Genomic DNA, 26,311 nt, shown 5'->3' on the forward strand with positions numbered 1-26,311 from the left:
AGAACCGGGCCGGACTCGCGCTCGAGCAGGGTCTTCGGCCGTCGTCCACTAGACTCTCCGGGGCAATCGGAATCGTCGGACGAACATGGAGCAGGCACGACATGCGTTCATCCCTGAAGTCACTGACCGCGAAGAAGCCTCCCATCAGCCGGTGGGTGCGCAAGGCGGGGCTGTCGGCTCTCAACTCGCGGCCGTGGCAGGCGACCAGTCGCTGGCTGCGGGGGGCGAAGGCGATCGAACGCCTCGAAGCGAAGTACGACGGTTCGGGCCTGAAGACCCCGGTCATCGCGTACTTCGGCGACGGACCGGCGAAGATCTACCAGATCCTCCAGTGGATCCCCATCTTCGAAGAGCTCGACCGGACGCATCCGGTGGCGATCGTCCTCCGATCCCCCGGCGCGCTGCAGGAGCTGCGCGCGGTGACGAAGCTGCCTCTCGTGCTCAAGCGCCAGTTCGATCCGCTCCAGGACTTCTACTACGACCTCGACCCGAAGGTCGCCCTCTACGTCAACAACGGCGTGCGCAACTTCCAGTCTCTCGGCTATGCACCGATGGTCCACGTGCACCTCAACCACGGTGAGAGCGACAAGATCTCGATGGTGTCGAACCAGGTCAAAGCCTACGATCGCGTCTTCGTCGCCGGTCCCGCCGCGATCGACCGGCACCGGAAGGCGCTCATCGAGTTCGACCTCGGCAAGCTCGTCGAGGTCGGCAGGCCGCAGCTCGACATCGATCAGACATCGACGCTGCCGCCGACGACGAAGCGCACCGTGATGTACGCCCCGACGTGGGAGGGCGAGAACGACGCGAACAACTACACCTCGCTCGATCTCTTCGGCGAGGCCATCGTCGCAGCGATCCTCAGCACCCCGAACACCCGCCTCGTCTACAAGCCGCACCCCCGGGTCGAACAGTCCGACGACCCCGGTGTCGTCGCAGCCGATGCGCGGATTCGGGAGCTCATCGCCGAGGCGGACCGCGCCGAGACCGCCGGCGCGGGACCAGGCGGCACCGGGGCAGGCGGTGGGCATCTCATCTCGATGCAGGGCGACATCCTGCCGATGTTCGCCGACGTCGACCTCATGGTCACCGACGTCTCGAGTGTCGGTCTCGACTTCCTCTACCTGCGGCCGGAGAAGCCGATCATCATCACCGATCGCCGGGACGATCTCGCGGCGATCAACGAGGATTCGCCGATCACCCGAGCCACTCCCGTCGTGTCGCAGTCGACGATCGCCGAGATCGCCGATACGATCGCCACCGAGCTCGACGCCGACACCACGGCGGCCCAGCGCGCGAAGCTGCGCGAGTACTATTTCGGGCGCCGTGCCGTCGGCGATTCGACCCGGGAGTTCGTCGCCACGATCTCCGGGCTCATCGCCTCACGGCAGCGGGAGATGCTCGCGAAGACCGACCTCGACTGAGAGCTCGGTCTCAGCGACCGAACCGTCGGTCGCAGCGACCTGACCCTCGGCCTCAGCGGGCCATCTCGCGGAAGAGGTCCTCCCACCGGTCGAGGATGCGCTCGGGGGCGTACTGCGCCATGTCGGCGCGGACCTCGTCCGACATCTGCGCCAGCGCCGCGGGATCGGCGGCCAGCGTCTGCAGCCGCTCGGCGAGGGCGGTGACGTTGTTCTGGGCGACGATGTACCCGGTGCGCCCGGAGTCGATGAGCATCTCGACACCCGGTGAGCAGTCGAAGGACACCGTGGGCACGCCGGAGAGTCCGGCCTCGACGATCGAGATCGGCAGACCCTCGTGCTGGGAGGAGATGACGTGGATCTTCGCGCTCGCGAGCACCTCGGCGACCGCGTCGGTCTTGCCCATGAGCGCGGCACGGGGAATCGCGCGGTCATCGATGAGGGCCTGCAGACTCTCGCGCAGTTCGCCCTCGCCGTAGAGCTCGACGCTCCAGTCGGGAAGGGCGGGGGCGATCTCGGCCCAGGCCGCCAGCAGGTAGTGCAGCGACTTGACCTCGTCGTAGCGCCCGAGCGCGACGATGGTGTTGCGGCGCGCGGGCCCGGTCTCCGCAACGGCACCGGTCTCCGCCCCGGCGAGGGTGACGGGGTTGGGGATCCACCCGGTGTTGTTCAGCCCGGCGAGGCGGAAGCGCTCGGCGTCCTCGGCCGTGAGGAACACGGTGCGGTCGACGTCGGCGTAGGCCTGCAGCACGCGGCTGGCGTCCCGCCCGGTGCGCGTGGCCCCGTCGTAGGACCCGTGGTACTGGCCGATGACCCGCGGCTGGCGGGGATCGGCGGCGTCGTAACGGGCTTCGAGCATGTGCTCCATGCCGTAGACCTGCGTGCAGATGATGAGCGTGCGCGGACCCCACTCGGGCAGGAGTGTCCGCAGCTTGTCGACGGCGATCTTGCGCAGGTCGAAACGCTTCCGGTACCGCCGCATGCGCTCCCGGTCCTTCTTGTCCGCGTCAGAGCGGATCGTCCAGTCCGGCGGCGGAGGCTCGGGCATGAGCGTGCGCACCGTGATGTCGGCGGAGCGCTCGACGACCTGACCGTGACCTTCCGGCGGGGGCGAGACCCCGACGAGCTCGGTGGCGTATCCCCGGGCGTGGAACCCGTCCGCCATCGTGCTGATGAAGCGTCCGACACCGCCGAGGCGGTCGACGTCGTTGGCCATGAGGACGATCCGATCGAACTGCGTCTGCGCCATCACTGAGCTCCCCAAATCATTGCGATCGTCGTCGCGGCGACATCACCGGGTTCGGTGCCGACGAAGTCCTCCCGGAAGCGGCGCCGCAGCGGCTCCGCCTCGTCGTCTCCTGCGGCCCTGATCGCCGCGACGAGTTCCTCCTGGTCGGTGACCAGCGGTCCCGGACGATGGTCGCGCAGGTCGAAGTAGGTGCCGCGTGCGGAGTTCGCGTAGTCGTCGAGGTCGTACGCATAGAGGATGATCGGTCGGTCGAGACTGAGGTAGTCGAAGATGATGCTCGAGTAGTCGGAGACGAGGATGTCCGCGGCCTGGAGCACCTGTGCGGTGTCGGCGATGCCGCTGACGTCGATGACCCGGCCGCGCAGGTGCGGCGGCACGGCGATGCGGTTGAGGTAGTGGGGCCGCAGCAGGATCTGATAGTCCTCACCGAGGTCGTCGACGAGTTCGGTGAGGTCGAGTTCGAGCGAGGCCTGCCCGCGGGTGCGGAACGTCGGGGCGTAGAGCACGCTCGTCTTCGCCGGGTCGAGGTCGAGGCGCTCCTTGGCCGCGGAGATCCCTGCGGTGTCGCTGACGAGAACGTCGTTGCGCGGCGATCCCACCGGCAGCTGCGCACGCTCATACCGGAACGCCGGCACGAAGGTGTCGCGGAAGTAGGCGCTGGGGATGCTGAGGAAGTCCCAGTAGCCGACTCTCCGTTCGAGATCGGCGATGTCCTCGCGCGCGCCGAACTCGAGGCTCGGCTCGTCGAAGCCCATCTTCTTGATGGGGATGCCGTGCCACGTCTGGATGTAGACCTGACCCGGTCGTTTGACGTAGCCGACGGGCAGGGTCTGGTTGTCGATGATGTACTTCGCCGGGCGAGCGTGCGGTAGTAGTCGACGGTGTTGCGGATGACGACGTCCTCGCGGCCCGCCGCCCAGCGCTGGTTGGCCGCCGCCACGACGACGATCCTGAGGTCGGGTCGGGTGCGTCGCAGCTCCGCGGCGAGGACGTGGGGCGAGTCGGACTCGGTGGTGCCCATGTGGGATTCGACGACGACGAGGCGGTCGTCGAGCTGCTCACGAGCCTCCGCGGCGATCCGCTCCCCTTCGGCGACGAGCGCATGGGAGGGCAGGGGAACGTATCTGTCCCGCAGCGCGGTCTGACCGGTCGAGAGCAGCGGCTTGATCGCCCGGCGCAGTCGCCGGCGCTGCTTCCCGATCCGGGCGAGGCGGAAGGCCAGGGTACCGATCTCCGTGGCGTAGGGCTGATAGCGGATGTTGGCCAGCGACTCGGCGACCCCGTGAGGCTGGGTCTTCTGCTTGCTTCCGACGAATCCCTTCTTCACCCGCAGCGGGAGGAGCGTCGAGGCGGTGCCGTTCGTCAGCTCCATGCGGATGGAGATCTTCGGCCGCACGGCACGGTCGATGGCGGCGGGGAACTCGAACTCGGTGGTCCATTCCACCTCGCCGTCGGCGGTGCGCTCCCAGCGCACGGGTGCCACCCATTCCCGCTGGAAGCCCCAGCGCTCCCTGATGAGCATCCGCGCGGTGAGATCGGGCCGATCGAGCTTGGCGAACGAGTCGGGGATGCGCCCGGAGATCGTCACCCGGTTCTTCCCGTCGATGGCGACGGCGTCGACGGCGTTGTAGAACTTGAACGCGTACCACGGGATCGCGACGACCTCGGCGGCGTCGAAGGTCGCGAGCATGTGCTCACGGGAGTCGTCCGGGTAGGCGGCGAAGGTCTCCAGCTCCCACAGGCTGCGCTGCCCACCCGGCTCCCAGTCGCCGTAGAGATCCCACGTGCCCGAGGCGATGTGGGCCATCCGGGAGACGAGGTCGACATCCTCGGCGAGGGCCGACGCGACGAGCAGTCGATCGTCGCGGGGCACGTCGGCGTAGATCTCGGTGGGGATCGATTCGATGAGCGGCTTGAGTTCGGCGAGGAGCTCAGGCGCGAGGTTGGGCACCTGGCCGTGGGCGATGTCGTTGAGGTAGAGCCGGGCGTCGTGGCGGAGGATCTTCAGCTGCAGGCGGGCATGGAGCGCCGGCACGGTGGCCGGATCGGCGACCCGGAGGACTTCGGCGAGAGCGACCTTGCGGTGCTGGAGGTTCCTGATGTCGTCGCGCTGGTTCGTGATCGACTTGCGGACCTTGATGGGATAGAGGTTCCACTGATAGACGAATTCGGGGATGACGCGGATGCCGTCTGCCTTCGCGAACACCTCGGCGGTGAAGATGAGGTCCTCGTAGTGGAGTTCCTCCCGGAAGCGGATGCCGTTGGCCCGCAGCATCTCCATGCGGTAGAGCTTCGCCACGGCGATCGTGTCGATGCAGAGCTCCGGGTTCTCCTCGATCGTGTCGAAGTGCTGCTCTTCCCGGTAGAGGCGGTGGTGCCAGCCGCGGAACTTCTTCTTCGCGATGTCCCGGCGCCGCGTCTTGGCCATGACGATGTCGGCATCGCTGCGCTCCGCGGCCGTGAGCAGGTTGTAGGTCGCATGGCGCTCGAGGATGTCGTCGCTGTCGAGGAACGTCAGGTACGGGGCGCTCGCGTTCTCCATTCCGATGTTGCGCGGCGCCCCCGGCCCGCCGCTGTTCTTCGGCGTCTGGAACACCCGCAGCCGCGGTTCGTCCCGCGCCAGCTCGGAGACGTACTCGAAGGACCCGTCGGTGGAGCAGTCGTCGACGACGATGACCTCGGTGCCCTTGAGCGTCTGGTCGAGGGCGGAGCGGATCGCGGTGCCGACGTTCGCGATGTCGTTGAACATGATGATGACCACGGTGACCAACGGCCGTCCGTCGATGCCCCAGACGGTCTCCGGCGGGGTGTTTGCGGTCGTGTCGGCGGCGCGCACCGCTGGGTGAGTCAAAGTGTTCTCCGTCGTTGTCTTCTCTATCGGTCGGGCGCTGCCCTGGGGCGGCTCAGACGACCGGGGGCCGGCCGTGGCGCGCCATGCGCAGGACACCGCGCCCGGACAGCTTCCGGTGCTGCTCGTCGTCGCTCCACGGGTCGAGCTTCCACCCGTCGCGCCACCCCTCGAACCACGGGCGCAGCTGGTCGGGCTTGTTCGCCCATTTCAGGCACTGCATGAGCGTCCACGATCCAACGTACATCCAATTGAAGGGCCACGGCAGGTTCCGCCGGGCCAGCCACACGCGGTTGCGGGCGTTCATGTAGAAGTACTCGTCATGGCGGCTCGGGTCGATGACGGGGTGGGCGACGGCGAGGTCGCCCATGTACCACACGGAGTACCCGGCGTCCCAGACCCGCCAGGCGAGTTCGATGCCCTCATGGGCGTACCAGAACGGGGCCGGCCAGCCGCCGCATTCGTCGAAGGCCTTGCGCTGCATGCACACGGCACCCTCCCACACGGAGAAGACGTTCGAGGAATGGTCGGCCTCGCCCTTCTTCAGGCGCGGAATCCAGCGCTTCGGCGACGCCGGTCCGCCCGGCTCCTCGACGCGGGGCTGGACGAGCCCGATCTTCGGCTTCGTGCGCATCAGCTGGGCCATGCGCATGAGCGTGGTGTCATCGGGCAGCCAGGCATCGTCGTCGAGGAAGAAGAGGAACTCCCCCTTGACGTGCGGCACCCCGGCATTGCGCCCGGCGGGGATGCCGAGGTTCTCCGGCAGGGCGAGACGCTTGACGGCCGGCGGGATGCCCTGCGGTTCCCAGCCGTTGCCGACGCACACGATGTCGAGGTCAACGCCCTTCTGCGCGAGGAGCGAGTCGAAGCCGCGGTTGAGCTCCTCCAGTCGCTTGCCCTGGGTGAGCACGACGACGCCGAAGGTGTACTTCCGGTTCGCCTCGAAGCGCTGGGCGAGGACCCGTGAGGTGTTCGTCATGACAGCCTCTTCGACGCCATGATCGACATGAAGTGGCCGATGACCGAGAGCAGGCAGAGCGGCACGAGGATGAGCACGAGCCAGCGCTCACCGACGAGCGGGGCGGCGCCGAGCGGCACGACGACGGCGGTGACGATGCTCGAGAGCAGGGCGAGCAGCGAGAGTTCGACCGAATGGTAGATGCGGTGGAACGGGACGAAGCGGGCCGCGCGCTTGAGCTTCGCGGTGAAGCCGGGGTTGAGCGCGGTGGCGGCCTGCGAGTCGGCGAGCTTGTCGAGGCCGTTGAAGGCGCGGGACACGTGCACCATGTCGTTGAGCGCCTTGTTGAGCAGGACGAGGGAGGCGAGCATGGAGCCGGCGAGCAGGTACGGGTACGTGCCGCCGGGATCGGTGGTGAGGTTCGACCATTCGCCGACCGCGCGCGCTCCGAGTGCGAAGGCGACAAGGCCCTCGGTCGTGTAGTGGCCGACCTTGTCGAGGAAGACGCCCTTGGCGCCGCTCGTGCCGCGCCACCGCGCGACCTCTCCGTCGCAGCAGTCGATGTACATCTGCACCTGCGAGAAGAAGACGGCGAGGACGGCGCCCCAGATTCCGGGAATGAGCAGCGACGCGGCGATGCACCACCCGGCGACGATCATCATCCCGGTCACGCCGTTGGCGCTGATCCGGGTGCGCACGAGCAGCATCGTGAAGTAGATGGAGAAGTGCCGCAGGTAGAGCTGAGCCGTCCAGTGCTCGGCGTTCTTCCGCGTGCGGACTTCGATCGGCTGGGCCTTGGCGCGCAGTTCGGCCAGGGTCGGGTATCGTGACTGCTTCTCCGCGCTCACTCCCGACCTGCCTTTTGACTGCATCTGACCCCGACAATTCACGCCAAGTTTACCGACTGTCCAAACCCCTGGCCACTTCCGTGACCGCCGACACGACCGCGTGTTTCCCGCAGGGCATCCTGACCGACCCCGCCGCAGCGGTGGGCGGTTGCCGTTCAGCCCACCGTGAAGCTGAGGTTGTCCTTGACCGTGCGATACGCGGAGATCCGCCCGTCCGCGCCCTGTGCGTCCTCGGTCGCGACCGCGGCGGCATCCGAGCCGAAGGCGATCCTCGGGTGGTGGATTCCGTCCGTGCCCGTCCACTGCCACCACGCGTCGAGCGTCGCCCCTGCCGGCACGATCGACAGTTCCTCTCCGCTGAAGACGGCCCTGCCGTGCGCATCGACCGCCGAGGCGAACGCATAGCTCCCGTCGCGCGTGCCCAAGACGACCGCGAAGTCCTCACCGGGGGCGGTGCCTCCGACGGTGATCCGCACCCCGCCGTCGGCGGTCGTCTCGGGTGCCGCGGTGAGTGCGGGGGCGGTCGTCTTCGGCCGGTTCTTCGCGGTTGTCCGCAGCCGCGAGAAGAGCTCCGCCCAGCGTGCGGTGGCGCTGTCGTCGCTGAATGTTGCGGCCTTCGCCACGGCGGCGCGCCGCAGGGCGGCGATCGTGGCGGCGTCGGCGTCGAGGAGGCCGGTGATCGCGTCGGCCATGGCGTTGCTGTCGGCGACGAGGTACCCGTTCTCCCCGGAGTCGATGATGTCGGAGGGACCGTATCTGATGTCGTAGGCGAGCGGGATGCAGCCTCTGGCCATGGCTTCGATGAGCACGACGCCCATGCCCTCGAAGGAACTCGTGAGGAGGATGAAGGAGTGGTCGCGCAGCCTCTCGGCGGCCCCGTCGACGTGGCCGGAGAAGGCGACGCGGGAGCTGAGGACATCGCTGTCGGCGACGATCGCTTCGAGCTCGGCTCGCTTCTCCCCGTCGCCGATGATCTCGAGGGACATCTCGGGTCCGACCCGCGCGACGGCGGCCAGCGCCTCGCCGATGCGCTTCTGACCCGTCAGTCGGGCGAGCACGACACCGCGTCCCGGCGGCCGGGGATCGCTCTCCGGTGACGGGTGTCCGACCTCGTCGACGGCGGTCGAGTTGGGGATGACGACGAGCGTCGGCGCGCTGCCGAAGGCGGCGGCGAAGTCCGCCCGCTGCTTCTCGGTGAGGAAGACGAGGAAGTCGTAGTCGAACCAGTGCCTGAGGATCTCGATCCGGGAGCGGGTGAAGGGACCGTTGACCGACGCGGTTCCCGGGTGGAGGTGAGAATTGTGGAGGACCTGGCCGATGCGCAGGTGGTCGCGCTTGTAGCGGTGGAGGAACGTCGCGATGAACTTCGATTCGTTGATGAGGATCGACGGCTCGCCGCCGGTCGCGGCGTCGAGCCATGCGAAGTAGAAGTCTCTGGCGCGGGCGAACTCGGACACGCAGGCACCGTCGTGGTCGAGGAGCACGAGCCGCCGCGCACTCCCGGTGCGGTCGTCGATGAGGAACGTCGTGCCGTCTGGGCGCAGATGATCGACCCGTTCGATCGTGCCGTCGGCGGCGAAGTACTCGATGTAGCGGTCGGTGGCGTTCGTCGGCCCCGGTGCGTGCTGTGGGGGAACCCCGGCCTCGGCGGGGCGGCCGCCGAACCGGCGCAGGGCACGCCGATCGTACCCGGCGACCTCGTCCCAGGCGTTGCGCAGACGCATGCCGTCGATGAGTTCGCCCGTCTCCCGCAGTCGCTGCCTGGCCTCGGCGACGTCGAGGCGGTAGTCGAGGGTGAGGACATCGACGTCGATCCCGAGGAGGGTGACGAAGTTCCGTGACCGGCGCAGCATGACCTTGGTGAGACCGCCGAACTCCTGGGGGATCGACCAGGTGAGGTCGAAGATGCGGGTCGGTGGGGCCGAGTTGGAGGCGGTGGCGCGGCGGATTCGCCGGAGCAGGCGGTTGAGTGGCATAGATGGCGTTCCTTGGTGGTGGGGCTGGGGTGCGAAGCGCCGGCTGGGACGTGTCTGCGGAATGCTATCCCATCGATCTTCGGCCGAGCCTGGTCAGCCGCTTCGCGAAGGCGCGTGCCCCGCTCGAAACGTGGAGGTTCGCCCCGCCGAGGCTGGTGGGCGTGACCTCGACGCGCAGCCCCCAGCGGCGGGCGGAGAGCACACCGGTGTCGGCGAGTCCGACGCGGACCGCCTTCGTCTCTGCGGTGCCGGTGGCGGCGCGGGCGTAGACCTTGACCGTGCCGTGGGCGAGCAGCGCCTTGAGCGGGATCTCGACGCGGAACCGCCTCGCGGCGTTGGCAGCGGCGTCGGGTGAGTCGGCGGCGACGGGCAGAAGGTCCGCCGCGAACTCGGCGATGTCGTCATCGCCGCGGCGGAGGACGAACGTCAGCGCCGTGATGTCGGGGGCGGCGAGGAGAGCGGCAGCGCGGCCTGCGAGTGCGAGGCGGGCTCCGGTGAGCTCAGCCCGGTCGACCTCGGCGACGACGAGGCGGCTGCGATTCCCGCGCCGGCTCACGGCTTCGACGAGGGCGGGGATCCCCGTGGAGAGGCTCCACACCCGCGCCCGGTTGAGGGGGCTGTAGAAATCGAAGAGCCTGGAGGGCAGGCAGAACTCGTCGACGAGCTTCTTCGACTCGGCGATCCACGACAGGCGGAACTCCACGCGCCGACCGTCGAAGCTGTCGTTGAAGCGGTTGAGGGTGACCCGTCGGAACCAGTCGGCCATGGCCTCGCGGCGCAGTTCGGGCTCCCAGGGTCCCGAGGTCAGCGGGAGGAGGCTTTCGCGAATGCCCTGCGCGTGCAGCTCCGGAGCGGTGCCGGTCTGGCTGATGTGTCCCCCGCCGTGGTCGTAGACGAAGTAGTAGGTGCGGTCGGCGAGGATCGAGACCTTCGACGCCGCGGCGTAGGCGCGGAAGCAGAATTGGGCGTCTTCGAGCCTGATCTTGTGCGCGGGGAAGCGCAGATCGTGGTCGGCGAGGAAGGACCGGCGGAAGAGCTTGAAGGAGTAGTTCGACCGCACGAGGCGTCGGATGTCGCCCTCGTCCTGCGTCTCGGCGAAGACGTCGGCGTGGGTGTGGCGTCCTCCCCGTCCCTCGATCGTCACGAGCACGACGTCGCTGCCCTGCGCATCGGCGTAGGCGACGGCCGCTCCCAGGCAGTCGCCGTCGAGGCGGTCGTCGGCGTCGTGGAAGAACACGTAGTCTCCGCGGGCCGCGTCCAGGCCGGTGTTGCGGGGACCACCCGCCCAGCCGGAGTTCTCCTGGCGGATGACCCGCACATTCGGATGCCGGGCGGCCGCCTCGGCGAGGACCTGCGGTGTGTCGTCGGTCGACCCGTCGTCGACGACGATGACCTCCGTCAGTCCGTCGTCGCAGGTCTGAGCTGCAGCGATGTCGACGGCGGTGCGGACGTGGGAGGGGTTGTTGAAGACGGGGATGACGATCGAAAGGCGCACCGGGTCTGCTCCGGCCGTCTTCTCATTCACTTAGGGGGTTCTCCTCATGGCTGGGGATGAGATGAGGACTGAGGATCAGGAGTTGCTGAGCTCGGATTTGATCCTGGTCGTGGAGATCTCCGGGGTCCGCGAGAGGTAGACGACGTCGACCTTGTCCTTGAGGAAGTCGAATTCGCCTTCCCAGTCGTCACCCATGACGAAGGTGTCGATGTGGTACTTGTCGACGTCGGTGGCCTTCTGCTCCCAGTTGTCCTCGGGGATGACGAGGTCGACGTAGCGGATGGCTTCGAGCATGCGCTTGCGGTCCTCGTAGGTGAAGTACGACTTCTTGCCCTTGCCTGCGTTGAATTCGTCGCTCGAGAGCGCGACGACGAGGTAGTCGCCCTGTTCCTTGGCCCGCTGCAGGAGCCGGATGTGGCCGTAGTGCAGCAGGTCGAACGTGCCATAGGTGATGACTCGACGCATGCGCGGTGTTTCCCAACTGTCAAAGGACGCGCCGTCGAAGGCAGACACGTCCCGCAATATCGTAGAATTTCACGTCAAGTTTACCAGCCCGTTACCTGGGCGGGGAATCGAGAGACGGCGGTCACGCGCGTGTGCTCAGCTCCTCCGTGCGTGCGGCGATGACCTGTTCTGTGGCCGCGAGGAGGCGGGCGAGCTGCTGGCCCGCCTCGGTGGCTCCGAGGTAGTGGGCGCTCAGGGCCGGATCGGCCTGCGCGTGAGCGAGAGTCTCAGCGACGGCCGCGGGATCGTCGCGTGAGAGCGTCGGCGTCCGATCGAACAGGCCGCCGTCGAGGACCTCGGCGCCTCGGCCCCCGGGTTCGACCATGACGAGCGGCTTGCGCGTCGACAGCCAGTCGAAGGCGACGGACGACATCTCAGCGAGCGCGGCATCGGCGACGTCGAACTGCCAGCCCACCGTTCGCGTGCGGTCGACGAAGCCCCGCGGATGCGCGGTGAGGCGGCTCTCCACCTCGGCGAGGGCACGGGCGAACTCGGACTCGAGCACTCCGGTGCGCGGATGCGGCCGGAAGATCACCCGGTATCCGGCGGCGAGCAGGGACTCGGCCACGATGACACCGGTGTCCGGGAGCGTGCCGTAGGCCATGGCCGCGGAGTCGCCCTCCCAGGTCGGCGCCCAGAACACGGTGGGGCCGGCGGGAGCCGTGTCGGCGAAGTCCGTCCAGGCGGCCGGGGTCGTCCGGGGCCGATCGAGCGGGGGGCGCCCGACGTCGATCATCCGGTCCTCGGGCATCCCGATGAGGGCGCGGCGGATCCGTTCGCGCGCAGCGGGGCCGGCGGTGAAGACGTAGTCATAGGCCTTGAGCTGATTGGAGATCATCGAGACCTTCTCGCTCTCCCCGTGGCTGAGATGAACATGGGCCGGACGGGGGAAGCGGAGGGCTTGGAAGTTGCCCGTCGCCTGGTTGACGTAGAAGACCACGCGAAGCTCCGGGTCGGTCATGAACCGGTCGAGCCCTTTGGTCAGCCGGGAGAAGCGGACGGGCAGGCTCGTCAGGCCGGCGATGTGCACAGCCACCTGCGCGTCGCGGACAAAGATCGCCAAGGGCTCCGTGCCGTGGCCTGCCTCCCGCAGGCGCGCAGCGCACTGCTCGAAGGACCACAGCCACTGCTCGAGCTGATAGGCCGATGTCATGTCCGAAGCGAAGTACGCGCACACGACGAACCGATCGGTGTCCTGCGGGGCGAAATCGCGCGGCAGGCGCGATTCGGCCCAGCGGCCCTGCACGATCCGGGAACCGACCCGGAAAGCGGATCGGGCCAGCCTGGTTCCGCCGGCGATGCCGCTGCTCAGTCTCCTCGGCAGATTCGTCATTCCTCCATTGTGCCTGGCAGGACGCCCTCACCCCGCATCCGAGGAATGATGCCCGTCCTCCACCCCCGTCGAGTACCTTGGGGTGTGAGCCCAACCCAAGGAGATCCGATGGCCCCCTCACGCCGACTTCCCACTCCCCCGATCAACCGTCGACTCCGCGGGACCACGGGCGCGGGCCGGCCGGGGAACGCGAAACCGTCCGCCACCGGCAAGGGCGGGAACCGCGGACCGGAGGCGAGCACCTCGGCGCCGGTGCTGCTGAGCCGACAGATCGTCGACAGTCAGCCGCAGCCGGTCTCCGTGACGACCTCCTTCGCCGAGGCGCTCGCGGCCTGCGCACCGCAGGGTCCGACCCAGCCGGGGACGATCACGCAGGTCATCGTCCCGCATTCGACGCCGGAGCTGCTCGCGGAGATCGCGACGACATGGGATCTCCACCCGGTGCTCGTCGACGACCTCTTCCACGCCGATCAGCGGCCGAAGGTCGAACGCTACGACGACGTCCTCTTCGTCGTCCTCATCTCCGCGCTCTACGTCGACGCCGAGGAGGAGGTCGACTTCAGCGAGTTCCATCTCCTCATGAAGGGCGACGACCTCGTCATCATCTGCCAGGACGGCCGCTTCATCGACGGCATGCCGATTCCCTCGGACGTCCACGACCTCGAGGAGCACTTCTCCGACGCCGACCTCATCCGGAAGTCCGACAAGGCGCTGCTCTCGCTCGGTCCCGAGGCCCTCATCTACCGCCTGCTCGACGGTGTCGTCGACGGCTACTTTCCCGTCATCGACGGTCTGCAGGATGACAAGGACGGGATCGAACGCCAGGTCTTCAGCGGCGACCCGGCCGCAGCCGAGCGCATCTATCGCCTCAGCCAGGAGGTCATCGACGTCCTCCACGCCACGACCCACCTCAGTCGGCTCACTCAGGCGCTGAGCAACGGCGCGACGAAGTACGACATCCCCGAGGAGCTGCGCACCTACCTCAACGACGTCACCGACCACCTCACCCGGGTCCTCGCCGAGGCGGGGGAACTGCGCGAATCCCTCTCCCAGATCCTCAACGTCAACGCCACCCTCGTGGCCCAACGCCAGAACGAGGACATGAAGAAGATCTCCGGCTGGGCCGCGATCCTCTTCGCCCCCTCCCTCATCGGCGCGATCTACGGGATGAACTTCGCGAACATGCCCGAACTCAACTGGAGGTTCGGGTACCCGATGGCGCTGCTCCTCATGGTCGGTCTCAGCGTCACCCTCTACACGGTCTTCCGTGTGAAGAAGTGGATGTGACCGAATCGGTGCCAACGGATCTCAGCCGTCGCCTCCGGGCGGACTTAGACTGAAGTGGCACCATCCCTTGGCAAGTCCCCTTCATGAGGAGTTGAGATGACCACATCACCCGAATCCCAGAACTTCCCCGACCCGAACCCCGACCCGAACCCCGCCGCCGACACTCCGCCGAACGACGGCTACCGCAACCCGGTCGACTCGACGCGCTCCCTGCTCACCGAGCTCGGCAAGGGCGTGTTCTGGGTCGTCCTGCTCCGCGGCATCCTCGCGATCGTCTTCGGCATCCTCGTCTTCGCCGCCCCCGACGCCGTGGCCCTGGTCATCGGCATCTGGATCGGCGCGTGGCTCTTCGTCGACGGCATCCTCACCATCGTCAACGCGAACACCGCCCGCAAGGCCGGGCTGTCGTGGGGGTGGGAGCTGACCGCCGGCATCATCTACATCATCGTCGGCCTGCTCATCTTCATCGCCCCGCTCGCGTTCGCCATGCTCTCCGGCGTCCTGGTGCTGTGGTTCATGGCCTTCGGCATGCTGCTGCGCGGCATCTTCAGCCTCGCCTCGAAGGCTTACCGCGGCTGGTCGAAGCTCCTCGGCGTCATCGACATCATCTTCGCGATCATCCTCATGATCGTCGTCTTCACCTCACCGGCCGCCGCCGTGACCGCACTGCTCTGGGTGATCGGCGTCTACGCGATCCTCTTCGGCATCTTCCTCATCGTCATGGCGTTCATGGCCCGCTCCCAGGCCAAGCGCGTGATGCAGGGCTGAGGACCCCGGAAACCCACAGTCGTCTGCTGAGACAGAGAGAAGATGATCAGCACCAACAAATCACCACTGCGACGCTTCACCCTCACCGCGGCAGCGACGATGTTCACCCTCGTCGCTGCCGCGGGGTGCGCGACCTCCGCACCGGAGACAGCGGTTGACCCTGGTTCAACAGGAGACACCGCGACCAGTGACACCGCCTCCGTCGCCGACCTGTCCTCCCCGGTGACGATCTCCCACCGCGGTGGGGCCCTCGTCTACCCGGAGGAGTCGATGGAGGGCTTCACCGCCTCGGCGCAGGACGGATTCCTCCCCGAGATGGACATCCAGTTCCTGTCCGACGGCACTCCCGTGCTCATCCACGACGACACCGCGGACCGCACGCTCAACGGCGCCACCGGCCCGATCCGGGATCTCACCCTCGAGCAGTGGGACGCTGCGACGATCGCGAACCCGACGGGCGGGCGCCCGCGGAGACGGTCACGCTGACCGAGCTGCTCGACGAACTCGGCGGCGAGGTCGTCCTCGTGCCCGAGATCAAGCCCGGGGCCACCTCGGCGGAGGTCGACTCCGTCCTCGACGAATTCACCGAGCGCGGACTCACCGCCTCCCTCATCGTCCAGTCCTTCGACTTCGACACGGCCGCGACGATCGCCGACCGCGGGTTCACCTCCCTCTACCTCTTCGACGGCACCCTGCCGGAACAGACTCCGGAGCAGATCGCCGCGGCGGGGATCACCTGGGTGGGACCGAACAGGTCCCTCCCGGCCGACGACGTCGCCGCCCTGACCACTGCGGGACTGCAGGTGGCCCCGTACGGCCTGACAAGCGCCGAGGATGTCGCCGCACTGCCCGACGGCGTCGCCGGCTGGTTCACCGACGACCCGTGGGACGAGTGAGCGCGGGCCGCCCGTTCCGCGAGGTGAGCTCCACGCTCCGGGCGACCTGAGCGGGAGTACAGTGTGGATTCGTGAGCCCCGAGACCGACCCTGCCGAGAATCCCCCGGAGAACCGCCCCTCCCCCACCCGGCCGCCGCTGGCGGTCTCCCTCGCAGCGTTCGTCAGCAGCTTCGACCGGTTCGCGATCAGTCCGCTGCTCGTCCTCGTCGCCGCCGACCTCGGCGTCACCCTCGCCCAGGCGCTCGCGGTGGCCAGCGCGTACTACCTCGCCTACGGGGTGAGTCAGCCGCTGTGGGGGATGCTCTCAGACCGCATCGGGCGGATCCGCCTCATGCGCGCCAGCCTCATCGCCGCGGCGCTCGTCGGCATCGTCGCAGCACTCGCGCCCAACCTCACCGTCCTCATCATCGCCCGCACCTTGGGCGGTGCGTTCTACGGCGCGATCGTCCCGACCTCGCTGACATACGTCGGCGACACCGTCGATGAACGGCACCGGCAGCCGGCACTGGCCGATCTCATGGCCGCGATCGCCGTCGGCACGGCGGTCGCCACGGCCCTGGCCGGGATCATCGCCGACCTCCTCGACTGGCGGGTCGTCTTCGTGATCACCTCGGTGCTCGCGCTCCTCTCCGTCCTCGGCCTCGCCCGCGCCCCTGAGGCGCGCGGGCGCCGCGGGCCCCGCGGGCGGGCATGCTGACGACGATCGGGATGGCGCTGGGCAACCGGTGGGTGCTCGTCGTCATCGCCCTCGTCGTCGTCGAGGGCGCCGTCGTCCTCGGCGTCCTCACGCTCCTCGCCCCCGCCCTCCAGTCCCTCGGGGTCGGCGCGGCGATCGCCGGGCTCGCGACCGCCGCCTACGGGGTCGGCGTCATCCTCACCAGCCGCCTCATCAGACTCCTCGCCCCGCGCCTGGCGATGCCGCTGCTCATGGCCATCGGCGGCACCGCGGCGACCCTCGGCTTCGCCGTCCTCGCCCTCCACCTCTCCATCGTCACGGTCGTCATCGCCGCCCTCCTCCTCGGCACGACCTGGTCGTTCCTCCACTCGTCCCTGCAGACATGGTCGACGACGGTCCTCCCCCAGGCCCGCGGCACCGTCGTCTCCCTCTTCGCCGGCTTCCTCTTCGCCGGCAGCGCCTTCGGCGCCTGGGCCGGCGGCTACCTCGGCGAGCACGGGGAATGGACACTGCTCTTCACCCTCACCGCGGGCATCGCCCTCGTCCTCACCGCGGTCGTCGTCATCGCCCGCCGCACGTACGAAGGCCCCCGCCGAGTCTGAGACTCATGCAGGGGTCTCCGTGAGGGCAACCGGCGCCGAGGCGGTCCGTCCTCCCAGCTCAACCGGGCTGGGACTCGGGGTCCGTCATCGGTCGCGGACCACCTCGGCGAGGACGCGCCTGGCCGTGGTGATTCCGGTTTCGATGGCCCCGTCGACGACGACGCCGTTCCAGCCCTTCGCATAGTCGGCACCGGCGAAGTACATCGCCGTGTCGGTGTCGGCGAAGCGCGACCAGCCGTCGATGAACTGGCCGGACTTCAGCGTCGCCCACGTCTGCCCGCTCCACCGGTCGGCCACCCAGTCGTGGCCGTCGGCGGCGAGCACGACGATGTCGTCGCGCCACTGTCGCATGATCTCCTGCACCTGGTCCGTGTCCGTGAGGTCGATGGCGGTGTGGTCGTTGCCGAAGCCGACCATGATCGTCGTGCCGTCGTCGAGGAAGTACTCGCTCTTGATCATCGCCAGCGGACCGCCCTTCGGGGCCGTGGCGATGAACGAGTGGTGGCCGTCGATCTTGATCCAGATCTTCGATCCGACGCTGTTCGTCTTCTCGTCGGCGATCTCCTGCAGCGGGGCCGGCAGGGCGGGTGAGAACTCGATCGTGTTGATCGCCCGATCGGGGTGGTGACGATGACGGCGTCGCCCTCGACGGTCGAACCGTCGGCAAGCGTGAGCCGGGCGCCGTTCTCATGCTCGACCTTCGTCACCGGCGTCGAGAGGTGGATGGGGCACGTGAGGTCGGCGGCGAGCGCCTCATAGAGTCCGCGCATGCCGTTCTTCAGCTTGAACTCGAGCGTCTGCTCGTCGAGGAGGTCGAGCCGGTGGTCCGACAGCGCGGCCCAGTGCTTGGCCATGAGCGGCGAGCCGGTCTCGAGCGGACCCTGATACGCCGCAGACCAGTAGGCGTCGCAGAGGTCGATCTCCTCCTGCGAGAAGTCCCCGTCGCGCAGGACGTCGAGGACGCCTCCCCCATCGGCGGCCCGGAACTGCTCGACCACCTCGGCGGGGCCGTCGTAGCGGTCGCTGAGGACGTAGAGCGGGTCGTGCGGGAAGGGGAAGAGCTCACGGGAGCCCTCGAAGATCTTCTTCTGCGGCCGGTCGAGGACCTCGTTCATCCGCTCCTTCGGGCCCTCGACGAGGTTGCCCTCGGTGATCCAGAACGCGCGGTCGTAGTCGGGGCTGGGGTGGATCTCCTGACCGTAGCGGGCGATCTCCGACCACACGAACGGCTGCATCCAGTGCACCCATGTGGCCCCGAGTTCGAGCGGCCGCCCGAGCCGCTCGTCGGTCCACGCGCGGCCGCCGATCCGGTCGCGGGCTTCGAAGATCTCCACCTCCACACCTGCGGTCTGCAGTTCGCGCGCTGCGATGAGGCCGGAGAAACCGGCACCGACGATGAGAATCTTCTTTGACATACCCGGGGCACTCCTTGTCTGCAGCCGACCGAGACGCCTGCCGTCATCTGGTGACCGGCACGTCCGCGCTCGGCGGATCGTCGGCAGCTGTCGCTGCCTGAGTCCATCCTCGCCGAGGCGAGGGCACCGGTCCTTGTGCGCGCGTGCACGATCCTTGGCTGAGCGTGCACGGTGGGACGGCGGACAGTGCCTGGTGGCCGGTGAGACGGTGGCCGGTGTCGGTGCTCGGTGGCTGGGCCCGGTGGCTGCGCCTGGTGCCGACGCGAGCCCTCAGTGCGGGGCGGCGAGGCCGGCGACGAGGGTGGAGAAGGCCGCGAGTTCCTCGGCGGGATCGGCCTCCCCGGTGGCGATGGCGATCGCGGCCTCCCGAATGGCGCCGACGAGGAGGGTGGCCACAGCCTCGGGCACGATGGCCTCCCGCAGCCGACCCGCGGCCTGGGCCTGGGCCAGGGTGTCGGCGATCATCGCCCGACTGGCCCCGGAGCCGATGCCGCGGGACTCCCCGGCAGAGATGAAGGCCGGTCCGGAGACGTTGTAGAAGTGGCCGCAGCCGGAGCTCGCGGCGAAGTCGAACATCGCCCGGGCGTGAGCAGTGAGCTCCTCGGTCCACACGCTCACCGCTGCGATCTCCGCGGTCGTGCGGGCGACGATCGTCCGCCCGATCTCCGCATACGCAGCGGAGACTAGCTCGGTGAGCCCGCCGGGGAAATGCGCGTAGACGGTTCCCCTCGACACTCCGGCCGCCGTCGCGATCCTCTCGATCGTCAGACGGTCGAAGCCCTGCGCGTCGATGACCGCGAGCACCCCGGCCACGAGGTCCTCGCGGGTCTGCGCCCGGCGCCGCTCCCGCAGACTGGGGGCGGCGTCACCGGTGTCGGTCGCACTGTTCACGCCTCGATCCTCTCACAGCGGACGGATCGTGACCGACCCCTGGATGGATTGCCAGTTCATGTTATATACTCCGAGTATAACTTTGCAATCGGCCCGGGGGTCGCCGCAGCGCGACACCTGACAGAGCGACCGAAGGAGACAGCGATGTCGAGGACGGCCCAGCCCGAACCGCAGCGCACCACCGGCCCCGCAGCCGCGGACGCCGGCGATTCCGCGGCGACCGACGCCGATTCCGCGGCCGTCGCGGGGGCGGCGGAGCTCGCCGCGGAGTCCCTGGCCGCGTTCGGCCTGCCGGAGTCGACGGCACTGCGCCTGCTCAAGCACCGGGAGAACAGCGTCTTCGGACTCGAGCACGCGGGCACCTCCTACGTCCTGAGGGTCCACCGGCGGGGCTATCACAGCGATGCCGAGCTCGCGCGGGAACTCGAGTTCGTCGGCAGCCTCGCCGGTCGCGGCGTCCCGGTGCCGCGGTTCGTGCCGGTCTCCGATGCACGGAGCTTCGTCCACGTCGGTCACGGCCACCGCCTCGGCGTCCATCAGGTCGACCTCCAGCTCCACATCGCCAACGAGGGGAGCTTCGGTGACGAGCAGACGGCCTTCGACGGGACCGCTGCGCACGAACCGAAGGACTTCGACCGCCTCGGCGAGCTCATCGGAGACGTCCACGACGCCACCGTGGCCTCCGGGTTCGCCGTCGACGACGATCGCCCGTGCTGGGATGCCGAGGGACTCGTCGGGGAGTCCGCTCTGTGGGGCGCCCCGCTGCGGGTGCGCGAACTCCACGCGCCGGAGAACTCCGCGGCGCTGACCACGCTCACCGAGGCGATCGCCGACATCCGCACGGTCCTCGCCGACTACGGCGTCGGGCCGCAGCGGTTCGGACCGATCCACGCCGACCTCACCCCGGAGAACGTGCTGCGCACGAGCGCGGGTCTCGTCCTCATCGACTTCGACGACTTCGCCGCCGGCTGGCACCTCTTCGACCTCGCGACCGCCCTCTACTTCTTCACCCGCCATCCGCGGTCCGCGGAGTACCAGGCCGCGCTCTTCGCCGGCTACCAGCGCCGACGCCCGCTCGACGACGCGGATCTCGCGGCGTTCCCGGCCCTCCTCGTCGCTCGCGGGCTCACCTACCTCGGGTGGGCCGCCGATCGTCGCGGCGAGCCGGCAGCGGAGTTCCACGTCCACACCGTCCTCCCCCACCTCGTCGACCTCGCCGCCGCGTTCGTCGCCGACCGACGCTCCGGAGCCCACCGATGACCGACCTTCTCATCCGCCGTCACGCCACCCTGGGGCCCTATTCACCGCTGTTCTACGACGAACCGCTCGAGTTCGTCTCGGCCAAGGGGGTGTGGTTCACCGATGTCCACGGTCAGCGGTACCTCGACGGGTACAACAACGTCCCCCATGTCGGGCACGCCAACGATCGCGTCGTCGATGCGCTGTGTGAGCAGGCGCGCACGCTCAACGTCCACACGCGCTATCTCAACGCCCGCGTCGTCGACTACGCGGAGGCGCTGCTGGGGACCTTCGAGGATCGGCTCGAGCGGGTGTTCTTCGGCAATTCGGGGTCCGAGGCCAACGAGCTGGCCCTGCGGATCAGTCGCCAGCTGACCGGGGCGACGGGCCTCATCGTCTCCGATTTCAGCTACCACGGGACGACGATCGCGCTGGCGGAGATGACGACGGGATTGAAGACGCAGGAGGGCCTCGGCCCGCACGTGCGCACGCTGCGCATCCCCGACCTCGACACCGATGAGCGCAGCGCCGACGAGGTGCTCGCCGCCACGCTCGACGACCTCGACGCTGCGATCGCCTCGCTTCAGGAGGCCGGATTCGGGGTGTCCGCGTGTCTCTTCGACTGGCTGTTCTCGACCGAGGGAATGCCGCGTCTGCCCGAGGGGCTCGTGACCGGGATCGCCGACCGGGTGCGGGCCGCGGGCGGAATGGTCATCGCCGACGAGGTGCAGTCCGGGTTCGGGCGCACCGGCACCCACATGTGGGGGTATCAGCGGGTCGGTCTCGTCCCCGACCTCGTCACCCTGGGCAAGCCGATCGGCAACGGCCATCCGATGTCGGCCGTCATCACCACCGCCGAGGTGATGGATGCGTTCGGTCCCCGCAATGAGTTCTTCAACACCTTCGCCGGCAATCCCGTGTCCGCGGCCGTCGGGCAGGCCGTGCTCGAGGAGATGGCGGAGAAGGAGCTCATGGAGCGCGCCCGCGACCTCGGCACCGAGGCGAAGGTCCGGCTCGAGGAGTACGCCGACCGCTTCGACTTCATCCGCACCGCGCGGGGCGCGGGCATGTTCCTCGGCCTCGACTTCGCCGTCGATGGCACCCCCGCCCCCGACCTGACGAAGCAGGTCGTCGAGGCGATGAAGGCCAAGCACGTCGTCATCTCCCGGATCGGTCGGGACGACAACGTCCTCAAGGTCCGGCCGCCGCTCGCCTTCAGCGCAGCCGAGCTGCCCCTGCTCCTCGACGCCCTCGGGGAATCCCTCGATGAGGTCGAGGTGTGAGCGCCCCTCACCACGGGTTGGCCAGCTGCCACTGCTTCCGCCAATAGCTGTCGCCGACGTAGTGCGACTTCCCCGGCCGACAGCCGCGCAGACTCGCGTTCGCGCCGAGCCACGCACGCACGGTCGGAGCCGCCTCGTCCATCCGCTCTGCCCAGTCGTCGAGGACGAGGAGCAGCGTCGCCCCGTCGTCGGCGGTGAGCAGACACGAATAGCGCGGCAGTCCGGACGTGTTCTGCGAATGCGTGTAGGCGACGGCGTCGCACCCGGTCGTGAGGGAGAAGCGGATGTACTCCCCCGACACCGCTGAGCACAGCGCCTTGAAGTCCTGGTAGTCAGTGAGCCACTCCGGCACCCGATATTCGTTCATGCGTTCTATTATGCGCTCAGGGACTGACATCGGCCAGAGCGCTTCCGACCGCGCCCGGCGACCGGGTGCCGGCGGGCGACAGATGGCGGACGACGGCCGGGAAATCCGCCGCATTCGGCGGTTGTCGCCCCCGGGCTCGTCCGTGGATCGTGGAGAGTGAGACCGTCACCGAACACGAAGAGAGGCACTGATGAAGACTGCGCGACTCCACGGACGCGAAGATCTGCGCATCGAGGACATCCCCGAACCGACCGTCGGCCCCGGACAGGTCAAGCTCCGCAACGCCTACGTCGGGGTGTGCGGCAGCGACGTCCACCTCTACCTCAACCCCGAGGCCTCTCCGATCGACCTCTTCTCCCCGCACCCGGTCACCGGCGCCCACCTACCCCAGCCGATGGGCCATGAGTTCTCCGGGACCGTCGTCGAGGTGGGTCCCGACGTCGAGGGCATCGCCGTCGGCGATCGCGGGGCGGTGTTCCCCATCGCCTACAGTTGCGGGGAATGCGTCGCGTGCCGGCGCGGCGCACCGACGAGCTGCCGCCTCATGGCCTCGCTCGGGGCCAACGCCGACGGCGGCGGCATGGCCGAGTACGTCACCGTCTCCGCCTCGCAGTTCCACCGCGTGCCCGAGTCCGTCGACCTGCAGACGGCGGCGCTCGTCGAACCGATGGCCGTGGCGTGGCACGGTGCCGCCCGGAGTCGGGCCGGTGCCGACGACGTCGTCCTCATCGCCGGGGCCGGACCGATCGGGATCGGGGCGTGGTACGCCTTCCGCGCGCGTGGGGTGAGGGACGTGCTCGTCTCCGAGCCGAGCCCCGAGCGTCGGCAGAAGATCGCCGCCCTCGGGGCCACCGTCATCGACCCGACGACGGAGGACCTCCACGCCATCGTCGCCGACCGCACCGACGGCGACGGAGTCGATGTCTTCTACGACGCCGCCGGTGTTCCCGCAGCACTGGCGACCGGACTGGCCGAACTCGCCCCGGGCGGCCGCGTCGTCCTCCAGTCGCCGCACGAGCACGGGTTCGAGATCCAGCCGAGCGCATTGATGATGGGCGAGACCGAACTCATCGGCGCCGTCGGCTACACCGCCGAGGAGTTCGACGAGGTCATCGCGCGCATGGAGGCAGGCGACTACGACACGACCGGCTGGGTCGAGGAGATGGCCCTCGACGACGTCGTCACCGCGATCGACACCCTGCGCTCGGGCGCGGGCACGAAGATCACTCTCCGGGTGGGTGACGCCTAATCCTGACTCACGCGTTGTCACTCAGGCGAGGTCCGTGACCTCGCCGAGCAGCGGCTCCTTCCCGCTCTTCGCCGCCTCGACGAGCAGCGCATGATCGGCGGTGACCACCTCGGCGTACTTCTCCGCCCATGCGGCCACGGCGGTCGCGAACGAATCCGAGGTCCCGAGGTACCCGTCGACGAGGCGGGCCTGCGGGGACTGGGAATGCGCGCGGGCGAGCACCTCACCGCACAGCCGGGAGTAGCCGTCGAACTGGGTCGCATCGAGTTCGGCGAGGTCGTAGCTGCCCTTCATGTCGCGGAACTGCCGCCAGTAGTAGTCGCGTCCCCCGTACGTCGTCCAGCCGAGGAACGGATCGGAGACGGACTGGAGCACGAGCTGCGAGCGGACGACGCGTTCCCCCTCCGATGACAGCCGCCGCCCCTCCGGGTGGGAGGAGAACTTCGGCAGACCGCCGAACGCCGAGACCACGGATTCCTGGGCCTCCTTGACCTGGAGCAGCAGCGACTCGCCGTCGGGGCCGGTGAGGAGGACGAGGAAGCAGCGGGTGCCGACGCTGCCCACGCCCACGACCCTGAGCACCGAATCGGCCACCCCGTACTGCCTGAGCAGCACGGCCACATCGGTGCGCGCCGTCTGCCGGTACTCCGCGAAGATCCCGGCGACGTCGATGCCCTGTTCGTCGAAGTGCCTCGTCAGCGGGGGTTGGTCGACGATCCGCAGACCCGAGGACGACGTCTCCGTCGCGAACTTCTGCAGCGCCTTCTCACCGGTGCGGCTGCGGGCCTTCTTCATCGCCTTCGTCGTCGCCTTGCGATGCCCCTTGCCGCTGATCGCCTTGAGCATCGTGTCCGAATCGACGATCGCGTAGAAGCGGTCGAGCGCGGTCACCGCCATGAGCGCAGCCAGCCGGTCCTGGTATCCCCGCACCGCCGCGAAGGCCGCCGATCGCCCGACGTCATCACCGAGCCCGTGGACCTGAGCACTGAGGAACGCCGAGGCGGCGAGGCGCTTGACGTCCCATTCGAACGGGGCGAACTCCGCCTCGTCGAAATCGTTGAGATCGAAGACGAGGGAGCGCTCCCGGGACGCGAAGAAGCCGAAGTTCCCGACATGCGCGTCGGCGCTCGAGAGCACGACGGGACCGGTCGTCGTCCCGGCGGCGAGATCGATGGCCATCTGCGCTGCCGCCCCGCGATAGTAGCTGAACGGCGATTCGGCGAGCCGCTGGGTGCGGATGCCGAGGAGTTCGGGCAGCCGCGACTCGTTCTGCCGGCAGATCACCCCGACCGGGTCGCGGTCGGCGGGCAGCAGCAGCTCGGCATGGCGTGAGCGCGGGGTGTCCTTGCGCAGGGCTCGGCCGTCGGACTGGTCCATCTCATCACCCTCGCTCTCACCGCCTCGGCCCGTCGCCGATGCGTCCCCTCATCGTAGTGCGGGAGAACGGATTGCCGAGGCGGCGAATCCGCCTATTCAGCGCCTTTCTCAGGCGATGCGCTCGGGGTGGGAGTAGACGTTGAAGCGGCCCTTGCGGTTGAAGCCGATGACGGTGACACCGCTCGTCTTCCCGAAGTCGACGGCGAGCGCCGAGGGGGCACTGACGGCCGACATCATCGGAATGCCCGCCATCGCGGACTTCTGGACGAGTTCGAACGACGCCCGGGCCGAGACCTGGAGAACGGTGCGCGAGAGCGGCAGTCCGCGCTCAGCCATCGCCCAGCCGATGACCTTGTCGACGGCGTTGTGCCGGCCGACGTCCTCCCGGATGACGAGGAGTTCGGGTTCGGCCCCGGGATCGTCACCGACGGCGAAGAGCGCGGCGGCGTGGACTCCCCCGGTCTTGTCGAAGACCGCCTGTCCGGCGCGCAGCCGGTCAGGCAGCTCACCGACGCGGGCAGGGGTGAGCAGCGGAGGGAAGACGATCTCCCCGTCCTCGTCGAGACGCGGGGCGTCGATCCCGCCGAGGCCGTCGGCGGGCACGAGCGGATATGCCGACTCCTTCGTCACCGCGTCGATCGCGGCCGTGCCGCAGATCCCGCAGGAGGACGAGGTGTAGACCGACCGTGCAGGCGCCGTGGCGGCATCCCAGACCCCGGGTCGCAGGCGCACCCCGGCGACGTTGTAGTTCCGGGAGCCGTCGGGGGCGAGCCCTGTTGAGAAGTCGATCTCGGCGATGTCGTCCATCGACTCGACGATGCCCTCGGAGAGCAGGTAGCCGGAGACGAGTTCGACGTCGTTGCCCGGGGTGCGCATCGTCACGGAGAACTGCTCGCCGTTGAGGTTGACCTCGAGCGGCTCCTCCCCGGCGAGCGAGTCCGGTCCGGCTTTGATCTCACCGGTCGCGTCGAAGCGGTGGACGCGGGCGCGGACGGCCTTGCGCTGCTGCACGGCTCAGACCCGCGGACCGTGGTCGGTCGTGTCCTCGACCGAGGTCTGGATGTGTTCGAGGAGGTCGTCGATGACGGTGATGCCGTCCCTGACCCCGCCCTTCGAGCCGGGGAGGTTGATGACAAAGCTGCGTCCGCGCACCCCGGCCACGCCGCGGCTCATCACTGCCGACGACGTCGATTCGAGGCCCTTGCGCCACATCGCGTAGATGAGCCCCGGCGACTGCCGCTCGAGGAGTTCGGCGGTGAACTCGGGAGTTCGGTCATCGGGCGCGAGACCGGTGCCGCCGCTGGTGACGATGATGCGCGGCCGCTTGTCCTCAGGCGTGTCGATGAGGAGGCCTCGCAGGGTCTGCCCGACGGGTTCGCCGTCGCGGACGACGATCGCGTCGGGACAGTCGTAGCCGCGTCCGCGCAGCCACTCGACGAGGAGCGGGCCGGTCGTATCCGGTGCCTCTCCCCTGGCCGCCGAGGTGGAGGCGATGATGACAGCGGCAGAGCGTCCCGCGCCGAGGCGGTCGGTCGTGGTCTCGCTCGTCGTCATTGCGCGTCTCCTCACTGGTCCATCGCTGGGGTCGCCACCATTCTTCCACGCCGCCCTGCCGTGCGCGCGTGCCC

Annotated in this window: 23 protein-coding genes and 2 pseudogenes; 10 read left to right on the forward strand and 15 right to left on the reverse strand. The window is 68.7% G+C overall.

Features of this window, described 5'->3' with window-relative positions; translation table 11 throughout:
* Positions 1-101: 101 nt before the first annotated feature.
* Positions 102-1,424 (forward strand): CDP-glycerol glycerophosphotransferase family protein, encoded by a 1,323-nt coding sequence (locus AC2W7K_RS02945; RefSeq protein WP_211978842.1) that lies wholly within the window; start codon positions 102-104, stop codon positions 1,422-1,424.
* A gap of 52 nt (positions 1,425-1,476) precedes the next feature.
* Here AC2W7K_RS02945 and AC2W7K_RS02950 read toward each other — a convergent pair whose 3' ends face one another.
* From AC2W7K_RS02950 to AC2W7K_RS02990, 9 genes and pseudogenes are all read right to left on the reverse strand, one after another.
* Complete coding sequence (locus AC2W7K_RS02950; protein ID WP_198499493.1) at positions 1,477-2,670, reverse strand: glycosyltransferase; 1,194 nt, start codon at positions 2,668-2,670, stop codon at positions 1,477-1,479.
* A complete protein-coding gene (locus AC2W7K_RS02955; RefSeq protein WP_486005751.1) occupies positions 2,670-3,698 on the reverse strand; it encodes a CDP-glycerol glycerophosphotransferase family protein in 1,029 nt (342 codons plus the stop codon). The genes AC2W7K_RS02950 and AC2W7K_RS02955 overlap by 1 nt, the downstream gene beginning before the upstream one ends.
* A 1,253-nt stretch (positions 3,699-4,951) precedes the next feature.
* Positions 4,952-5,617: pseudogene (locus AC2W7K_RS02960) on the reverse strand (glycosyltransferase family 2 protein); the annotation flags it as partial.
* Positions 5,574-6,497: a glycosyltransferase family 2 protein gene (locus tag AC2W7K_RS02965; RefSeq protein WP_198499495.1), complete on the reverse strand. Its 924-nt coding sequence runs from the start codon at positions 6,495-6,497 to the stop codon at positions 5,574-5,576. The gene AC2W7K_RS02965 and the pseudogene AC2W7K_RS02960, both read right to left, overlap by 44 nt.
* Positions 6,494-7,324, reverse strand: coding sequence for a CDP-alcohol phosphatidyltransferase family protein (locus AC2W7K_RS02970; protein ID WP_232623676.1), 831 nt, complete (start codon positions 7,322-7,324; stop codon positions 6,494-6,496). Before AC2W7K_RS02970 ends, AC2W7K_RS02965 begins: the two co-directional genes overlap by 4 nt.
* Positions 7,325-7,479: 155 nt before the next feature.
* Entirely contained in the window at positions 7,480-9,300 is a 1,821-nt protein-coding gene (locus AC2W7K_RS02975; RefSeq protein WP_198499497.1) for a glycosyltransferase, read from the reverse strand.
* A gap of 64 nt (positions 9,301-9,364) precedes the next feature.
* Positions 9,365-10,825, reverse strand: a complete 1,461-nt coding sequence (locus AC2W7K_RS02980) for a glycosyltransferase family 2 protein (protein WP_198499498.1) — start codon at positions 10,823-10,825, stop codon at positions 9,365-9,367.
* A gap of 45 nt (positions 10,826-10,870) precedes the next feature.
* Entirely contained in the window at positions 10,871-11,260 is a 390-nt protein-coding gene (gene tagD, locus AC2W7K_RS02985; RefSeq protein ID WP_137824328.1) for a glycerol-3-phosphate cytidylyltransferase, read from the reverse strand.
* Between the two features lie 121 nt (positions 11,261-11,381).
* Positions 11,382-12,632: a CDP-glycerol glycerophosphotransferase family protein gene (locus AC2W7K_RS02990; RefSeq protein WP_198499499.1), complete on the reverse strand. Its 1,251-nt coding sequence runs from the start codon at positions 12,630-12,632 to the stop codon at positions 11,382-11,384.
* Positions 12,633-12,740: 108 nt separating this feature from the next.
* On the opposite strand from AC2W7K_RS02990, the gene AC2W7K_RS02995 reads away from it, so the two are divergent.
* The 6 genes from AC2W7K_RS02995 (at position 12,741) to AC2W7K_RS03020 (ending at position 16,862) form a co-directional block, all read left to right on the forward strand.
* A complete protein-coding gene (locus AC2W7K_RS02995) occupies positions 12,741-13,919 on the forward strand; it encodes a magnesium and cobalt transport protein CorA (RefSeq protein ID WP_486005736.1) in 1,179 nt (392 codons plus the stop codon).
* A gap of 96 nt (positions 13,920-14,015) precedes the next feature.
* Positions 14,016-14,687: an HdeD family acid-resistance protein gene (locus tag AC2W7K_RS03000; RefSeq protein WP_198499500.1), complete on the forward strand. Its 672-nt coding sequence runs from the start codon at positions 14,016-14,018 to the stop codon at positions 14,685-14,687.
* A 42-nt stretch (positions 14,688-14,729) separates the two neighbouring features.
* Positions 14,730-15,173, forward strand: a complete 444-nt coding sequence (locus AC2W7K_RS03005; RefSeq protein ID WP_486005737.1) for a glycerophosphodiester phosphodiesterase — start codon at positions 14,730-14,732, stop codon at positions 15,171-15,173.
* Positions 15,113-15,583: a glycerophosphodiester phosphodiesterase gene (locus tag AC2W7K_RS03010; RefSeq protein ID WP_486005738.1), complete on the forward strand. Its 471-nt coding sequence runs from the start codon at positions 15,113-15,115 to the stop codon at positions 15,581-15,583. Before AC2W7K_RS03005 ends, AC2W7K_RS03010 begins: the two co-directional genes overlap by 61 nt.
* Positions 15,584-15,654: 71 nt before the next feature.
* Entirely contained in the window at positions 15,655-16,281 is a 627-nt protein-coding gene (locus AC2W7K_RS03015) for an MFS transporter (RefSeq protein ID WP_486005739.1), read from the forward strand.
* On the forward strand, positions 16,275-16,862 hold the full coding sequence (locus AC2W7K_RS03020; protein ID WP_486005740.1) for an MFS transporter: 588 nt from the start codon (positions 16,275-16,277) through the stop codon (positions 16,860-16,862). The genes AC2W7K_RS03015 and AC2W7K_RS03020 overlap by 7 nt, the downstream gene beginning before the upstream one ends.
* Before the next feature lie 84 nt (positions 16,863-16,946).
* Here AC2W7K_RS03020 and AC2W7K_RS03025 read toward each other — a convergent pair.
* Positions 16,947-18,277: pseudogene (locus tag AC2W7K_RS03025) on the reverse strand (NAD(P)/FAD-dependent oxidoreductase).
* Between the two features lie 270 nt (positions 18,278-18,547).
* Positions 18,548-19,168, reverse strand: coding sequence for a TetR/AcrR family transcriptional regulator (locus AC2W7K_RS03030; RefSeq protein WP_198499504.1), 621 nt, complete (start codon positions 19,166-19,168; stop codon positions 18,548-18,550).
* A 144-nt stretch (positions 19,169-19,312) separates the two neighbouring features.
* On the opposite strand from AC2W7K_RS03030, the gene AC2W7K_RS03035 reads away from it, so the two are divergent.
* Positions 19,313-20,428, forward strand: a complete 1,116-nt coding sequence (locus AC2W7K_RS03035; RefSeq protein ID WP_198499505.1) for a phosphotransferase enzyme family protein — start codon at positions 19,313-19,315, stop codon at positions 20,426-20,428.
* The gene (locus AC2W7K_RS03040; RefSeq protein ID WP_198499506.1) at positions 20,425-21,690 is read left to right on the forward strand and encodes an aspartate aminotransferase family protein; all 1,266 of its coding nucleotides are present in this window, start codon (positions 20,425-20,427) and stop codon (positions 21,688-21,690) included. The genes AC2W7K_RS03035 and AC2W7K_RS03040 overlap by 4 nt, the downstream gene beginning before the upstream one ends.
* A gap of 7 nt (positions 21,691-21,697) precedes the next feature.
* Here the strand turns inward: AC2W7K_RS03040 and AC2W7K_RS03045 are convergent, their stop codons facing one another.
* Positions 21,698-22,057, reverse strand: coding sequence for a hypothetical protein (locus AC2W7K_RS03045; protein ID WP_198499507.1), 360 nt, complete (start codon positions 22,055-22,057; stop codon positions 21,698-21,700).
* Positions 22,058-22,247: 190 nt separating this feature from the next.
* Between AC2W7K_RS03045 and AC2W7K_RS03050 the strand changes: the two genes are divergently transcribed.
* On the forward strand, positions 22,248-23,306 hold the full coding sequence (locus AC2W7K_RS03050) for an alcohol dehydrogenase catalytic domain-containing protein (RefSeq protein ID WP_198499508.1): 1,059 nt from the start codon (positions 22,248-22,250) through the stop codon (positions 23,304-23,306).
* Positions 23,307-23,327: 21 nt separating this feature from the next.
* Here the strand turns inward: AC2W7K_RS03050 and AC2W7K_RS03055 are convergent, their stop codons facing one another.
* The 3 genes from AC2W7K_RS03055 to AC2W7K_RS03065 form a co-directional block, all read right to left on the reverse strand.
* A complete protein-coding gene (locus AC2W7K_RS03055) occupies positions 23,328-24,683 on the reverse strand; it encodes a DUF2252 domain-containing protein (RefSeq protein WP_198499509.1) in 1,356 nt (451 codons plus the stop codon).
* A 108-nt stretch (positions 24,684-24,791) separates the two neighbouring features.
* Positions 24,792-25,694 carry a formate dehydrogenase accessory sulfurtransferase FdhD gene (gene fdhD, locus AC2W7K_RS03060; protein WP_198499510.1) on the reverse strand — a complete coding sequence of 301 codons (903 nt, stop codon included), beginning with the start codon at positions 25,692-25,694 and terminating at the stop codon, positions 24,792-24,794.
* Between the two features lie 3 nt (positions 25,695-25,697).
* A complete protein-coding gene (locus tag AC2W7K_RS03065) occupies positions 25,698-26,237 on the reverse strand; it encodes a MogA/MoaB family molybdenum cofactor biosynthesis protein (RefSeq protein ID WP_198499511.1) in 540 nt (179 codons plus the stop codon).
* Positions 26,238-26,311 lie beyond the last annotated feature (74 nt).

The organism is Brevibacterium sp. LAARM2_SD2, assembly GCF_057364785.1.

Excerpts from the sequence above, each read along its gene's own strand:
- AC2W7K_RS02945 (WP_211978842.1), top strand. The coding sequence starts at position 102 with ATGCGTTCATCCCTGAAGTCACTGACCGCGAAGAAGCCTCCCATCAGC.
- AC2W7K_RS02950 (WP_198499493.1), bottom strand. The coding sequence starts at position 2,670 with ATGGCGCAGACGCAGTTCGATCGGATCGTCCTCATGGCCAACGACGTC.
- AC2W7K_RS02965 (WP_198499495.1), bottom strand. The coding sequence starts at position 6,497 with ATGACGAACACCTCACGGGTCCTCGCCCAGCGCTTCGAGGCGAACCGG.
- AC2W7K_RS02975 (WP_198499497.1), bottom strand. The coding sequence starts at position 9,300 with ATGCCACTCAACCGCCTGCTCCGGCGAATCCGCCGCGCCACCGCCTCC.
- tagD (WP_137824328.1), bottom strand. The coding sequence starts at position 11,260 with ATGCGTCGAGTCATCACCTATGGCACGTTCGACCTGCTGCACTACGGC.
- AC2W7K_RS02990 (WP_198499499.1), bottom strand. The coding sequence starts at position 12,632 with ATGACGAATCTGCCGAGGAGACTGAGCAGCGGCATCGCCGGCGGAACC.
- AC2W7K_RS02995 (WP_486005736.1), top strand. The coding sequence starts at position 12,741 with ATGGCCCCCTCACGCCGACTTCCCACTCCCCCGATCAACCGTCGACTC.
- AC2W7K_RS03000 (WP_198499500.1), top strand. The coding sequence starts at position 14,016 with ATGACCACATCACCCGAATCCCAGAACTTCCCCGACCCGAACCCCGAC.
- AC2W7K_RS03005 (WP_486005737.1), top strand. The coding sequence starts at position 14,730 with ATGATCAGCACCAACAAATCACCACTGCGACGCTTCACCCTCACCGCG.
- AC2W7K_RS03020 (WP_486005740.1), top strand. The coding sequence starts at position 16,275 with ATGCTGACGACGATCGGGATGGCGCTGGGCAACCGGTGGGTGCTCGTC.
- AC2W7K_RS03035 (WP_198499505.1), top strand. The coding sequence starts at position 19,313 with ATGTCGAGGACGGCCCAGCCCGAACCGCAGCGCACCACCGGCCCCGCA.
- AC2W7K_RS03040 (WP_198499506.1), top strand. The coding sequence starts at position 20,425 with ATGACCGACCTTCTCATCCGCCGTCACGCCACCCTGGGGCCCTATTCA.
- AC2W7K_RS03045 (WP_198499507.1), bottom strand. The coding sequence starts at position 22,057 with ATGAACGAATATCGGGTGCCGGAGTGGCTCACTGACTACCAGGACTTC.
- AC2W7K_RS03050 (WP_198499508.1), top strand. The coding sequence starts at position 22,248 with ATGAAGACTGCGCGACTCCACGGACGCGAAGATCTGCGCATCGAGGAC.
- AC2W7K_RS03055 (WP_198499509.1), bottom strand. The coding sequence starts at position 24,683 with ATGGACCAGTCCGACGGCCGAGCCCTGCGCAAGGACACCCCGCGCTCA.
- AC2W7K_RS03065 (WP_198499511.1), bottom strand. The coding sequence starts at position 26,237 with ATGACGACGAGCGAGACCACGACCGACCGCCTCGGCGCGGGACGCTCT.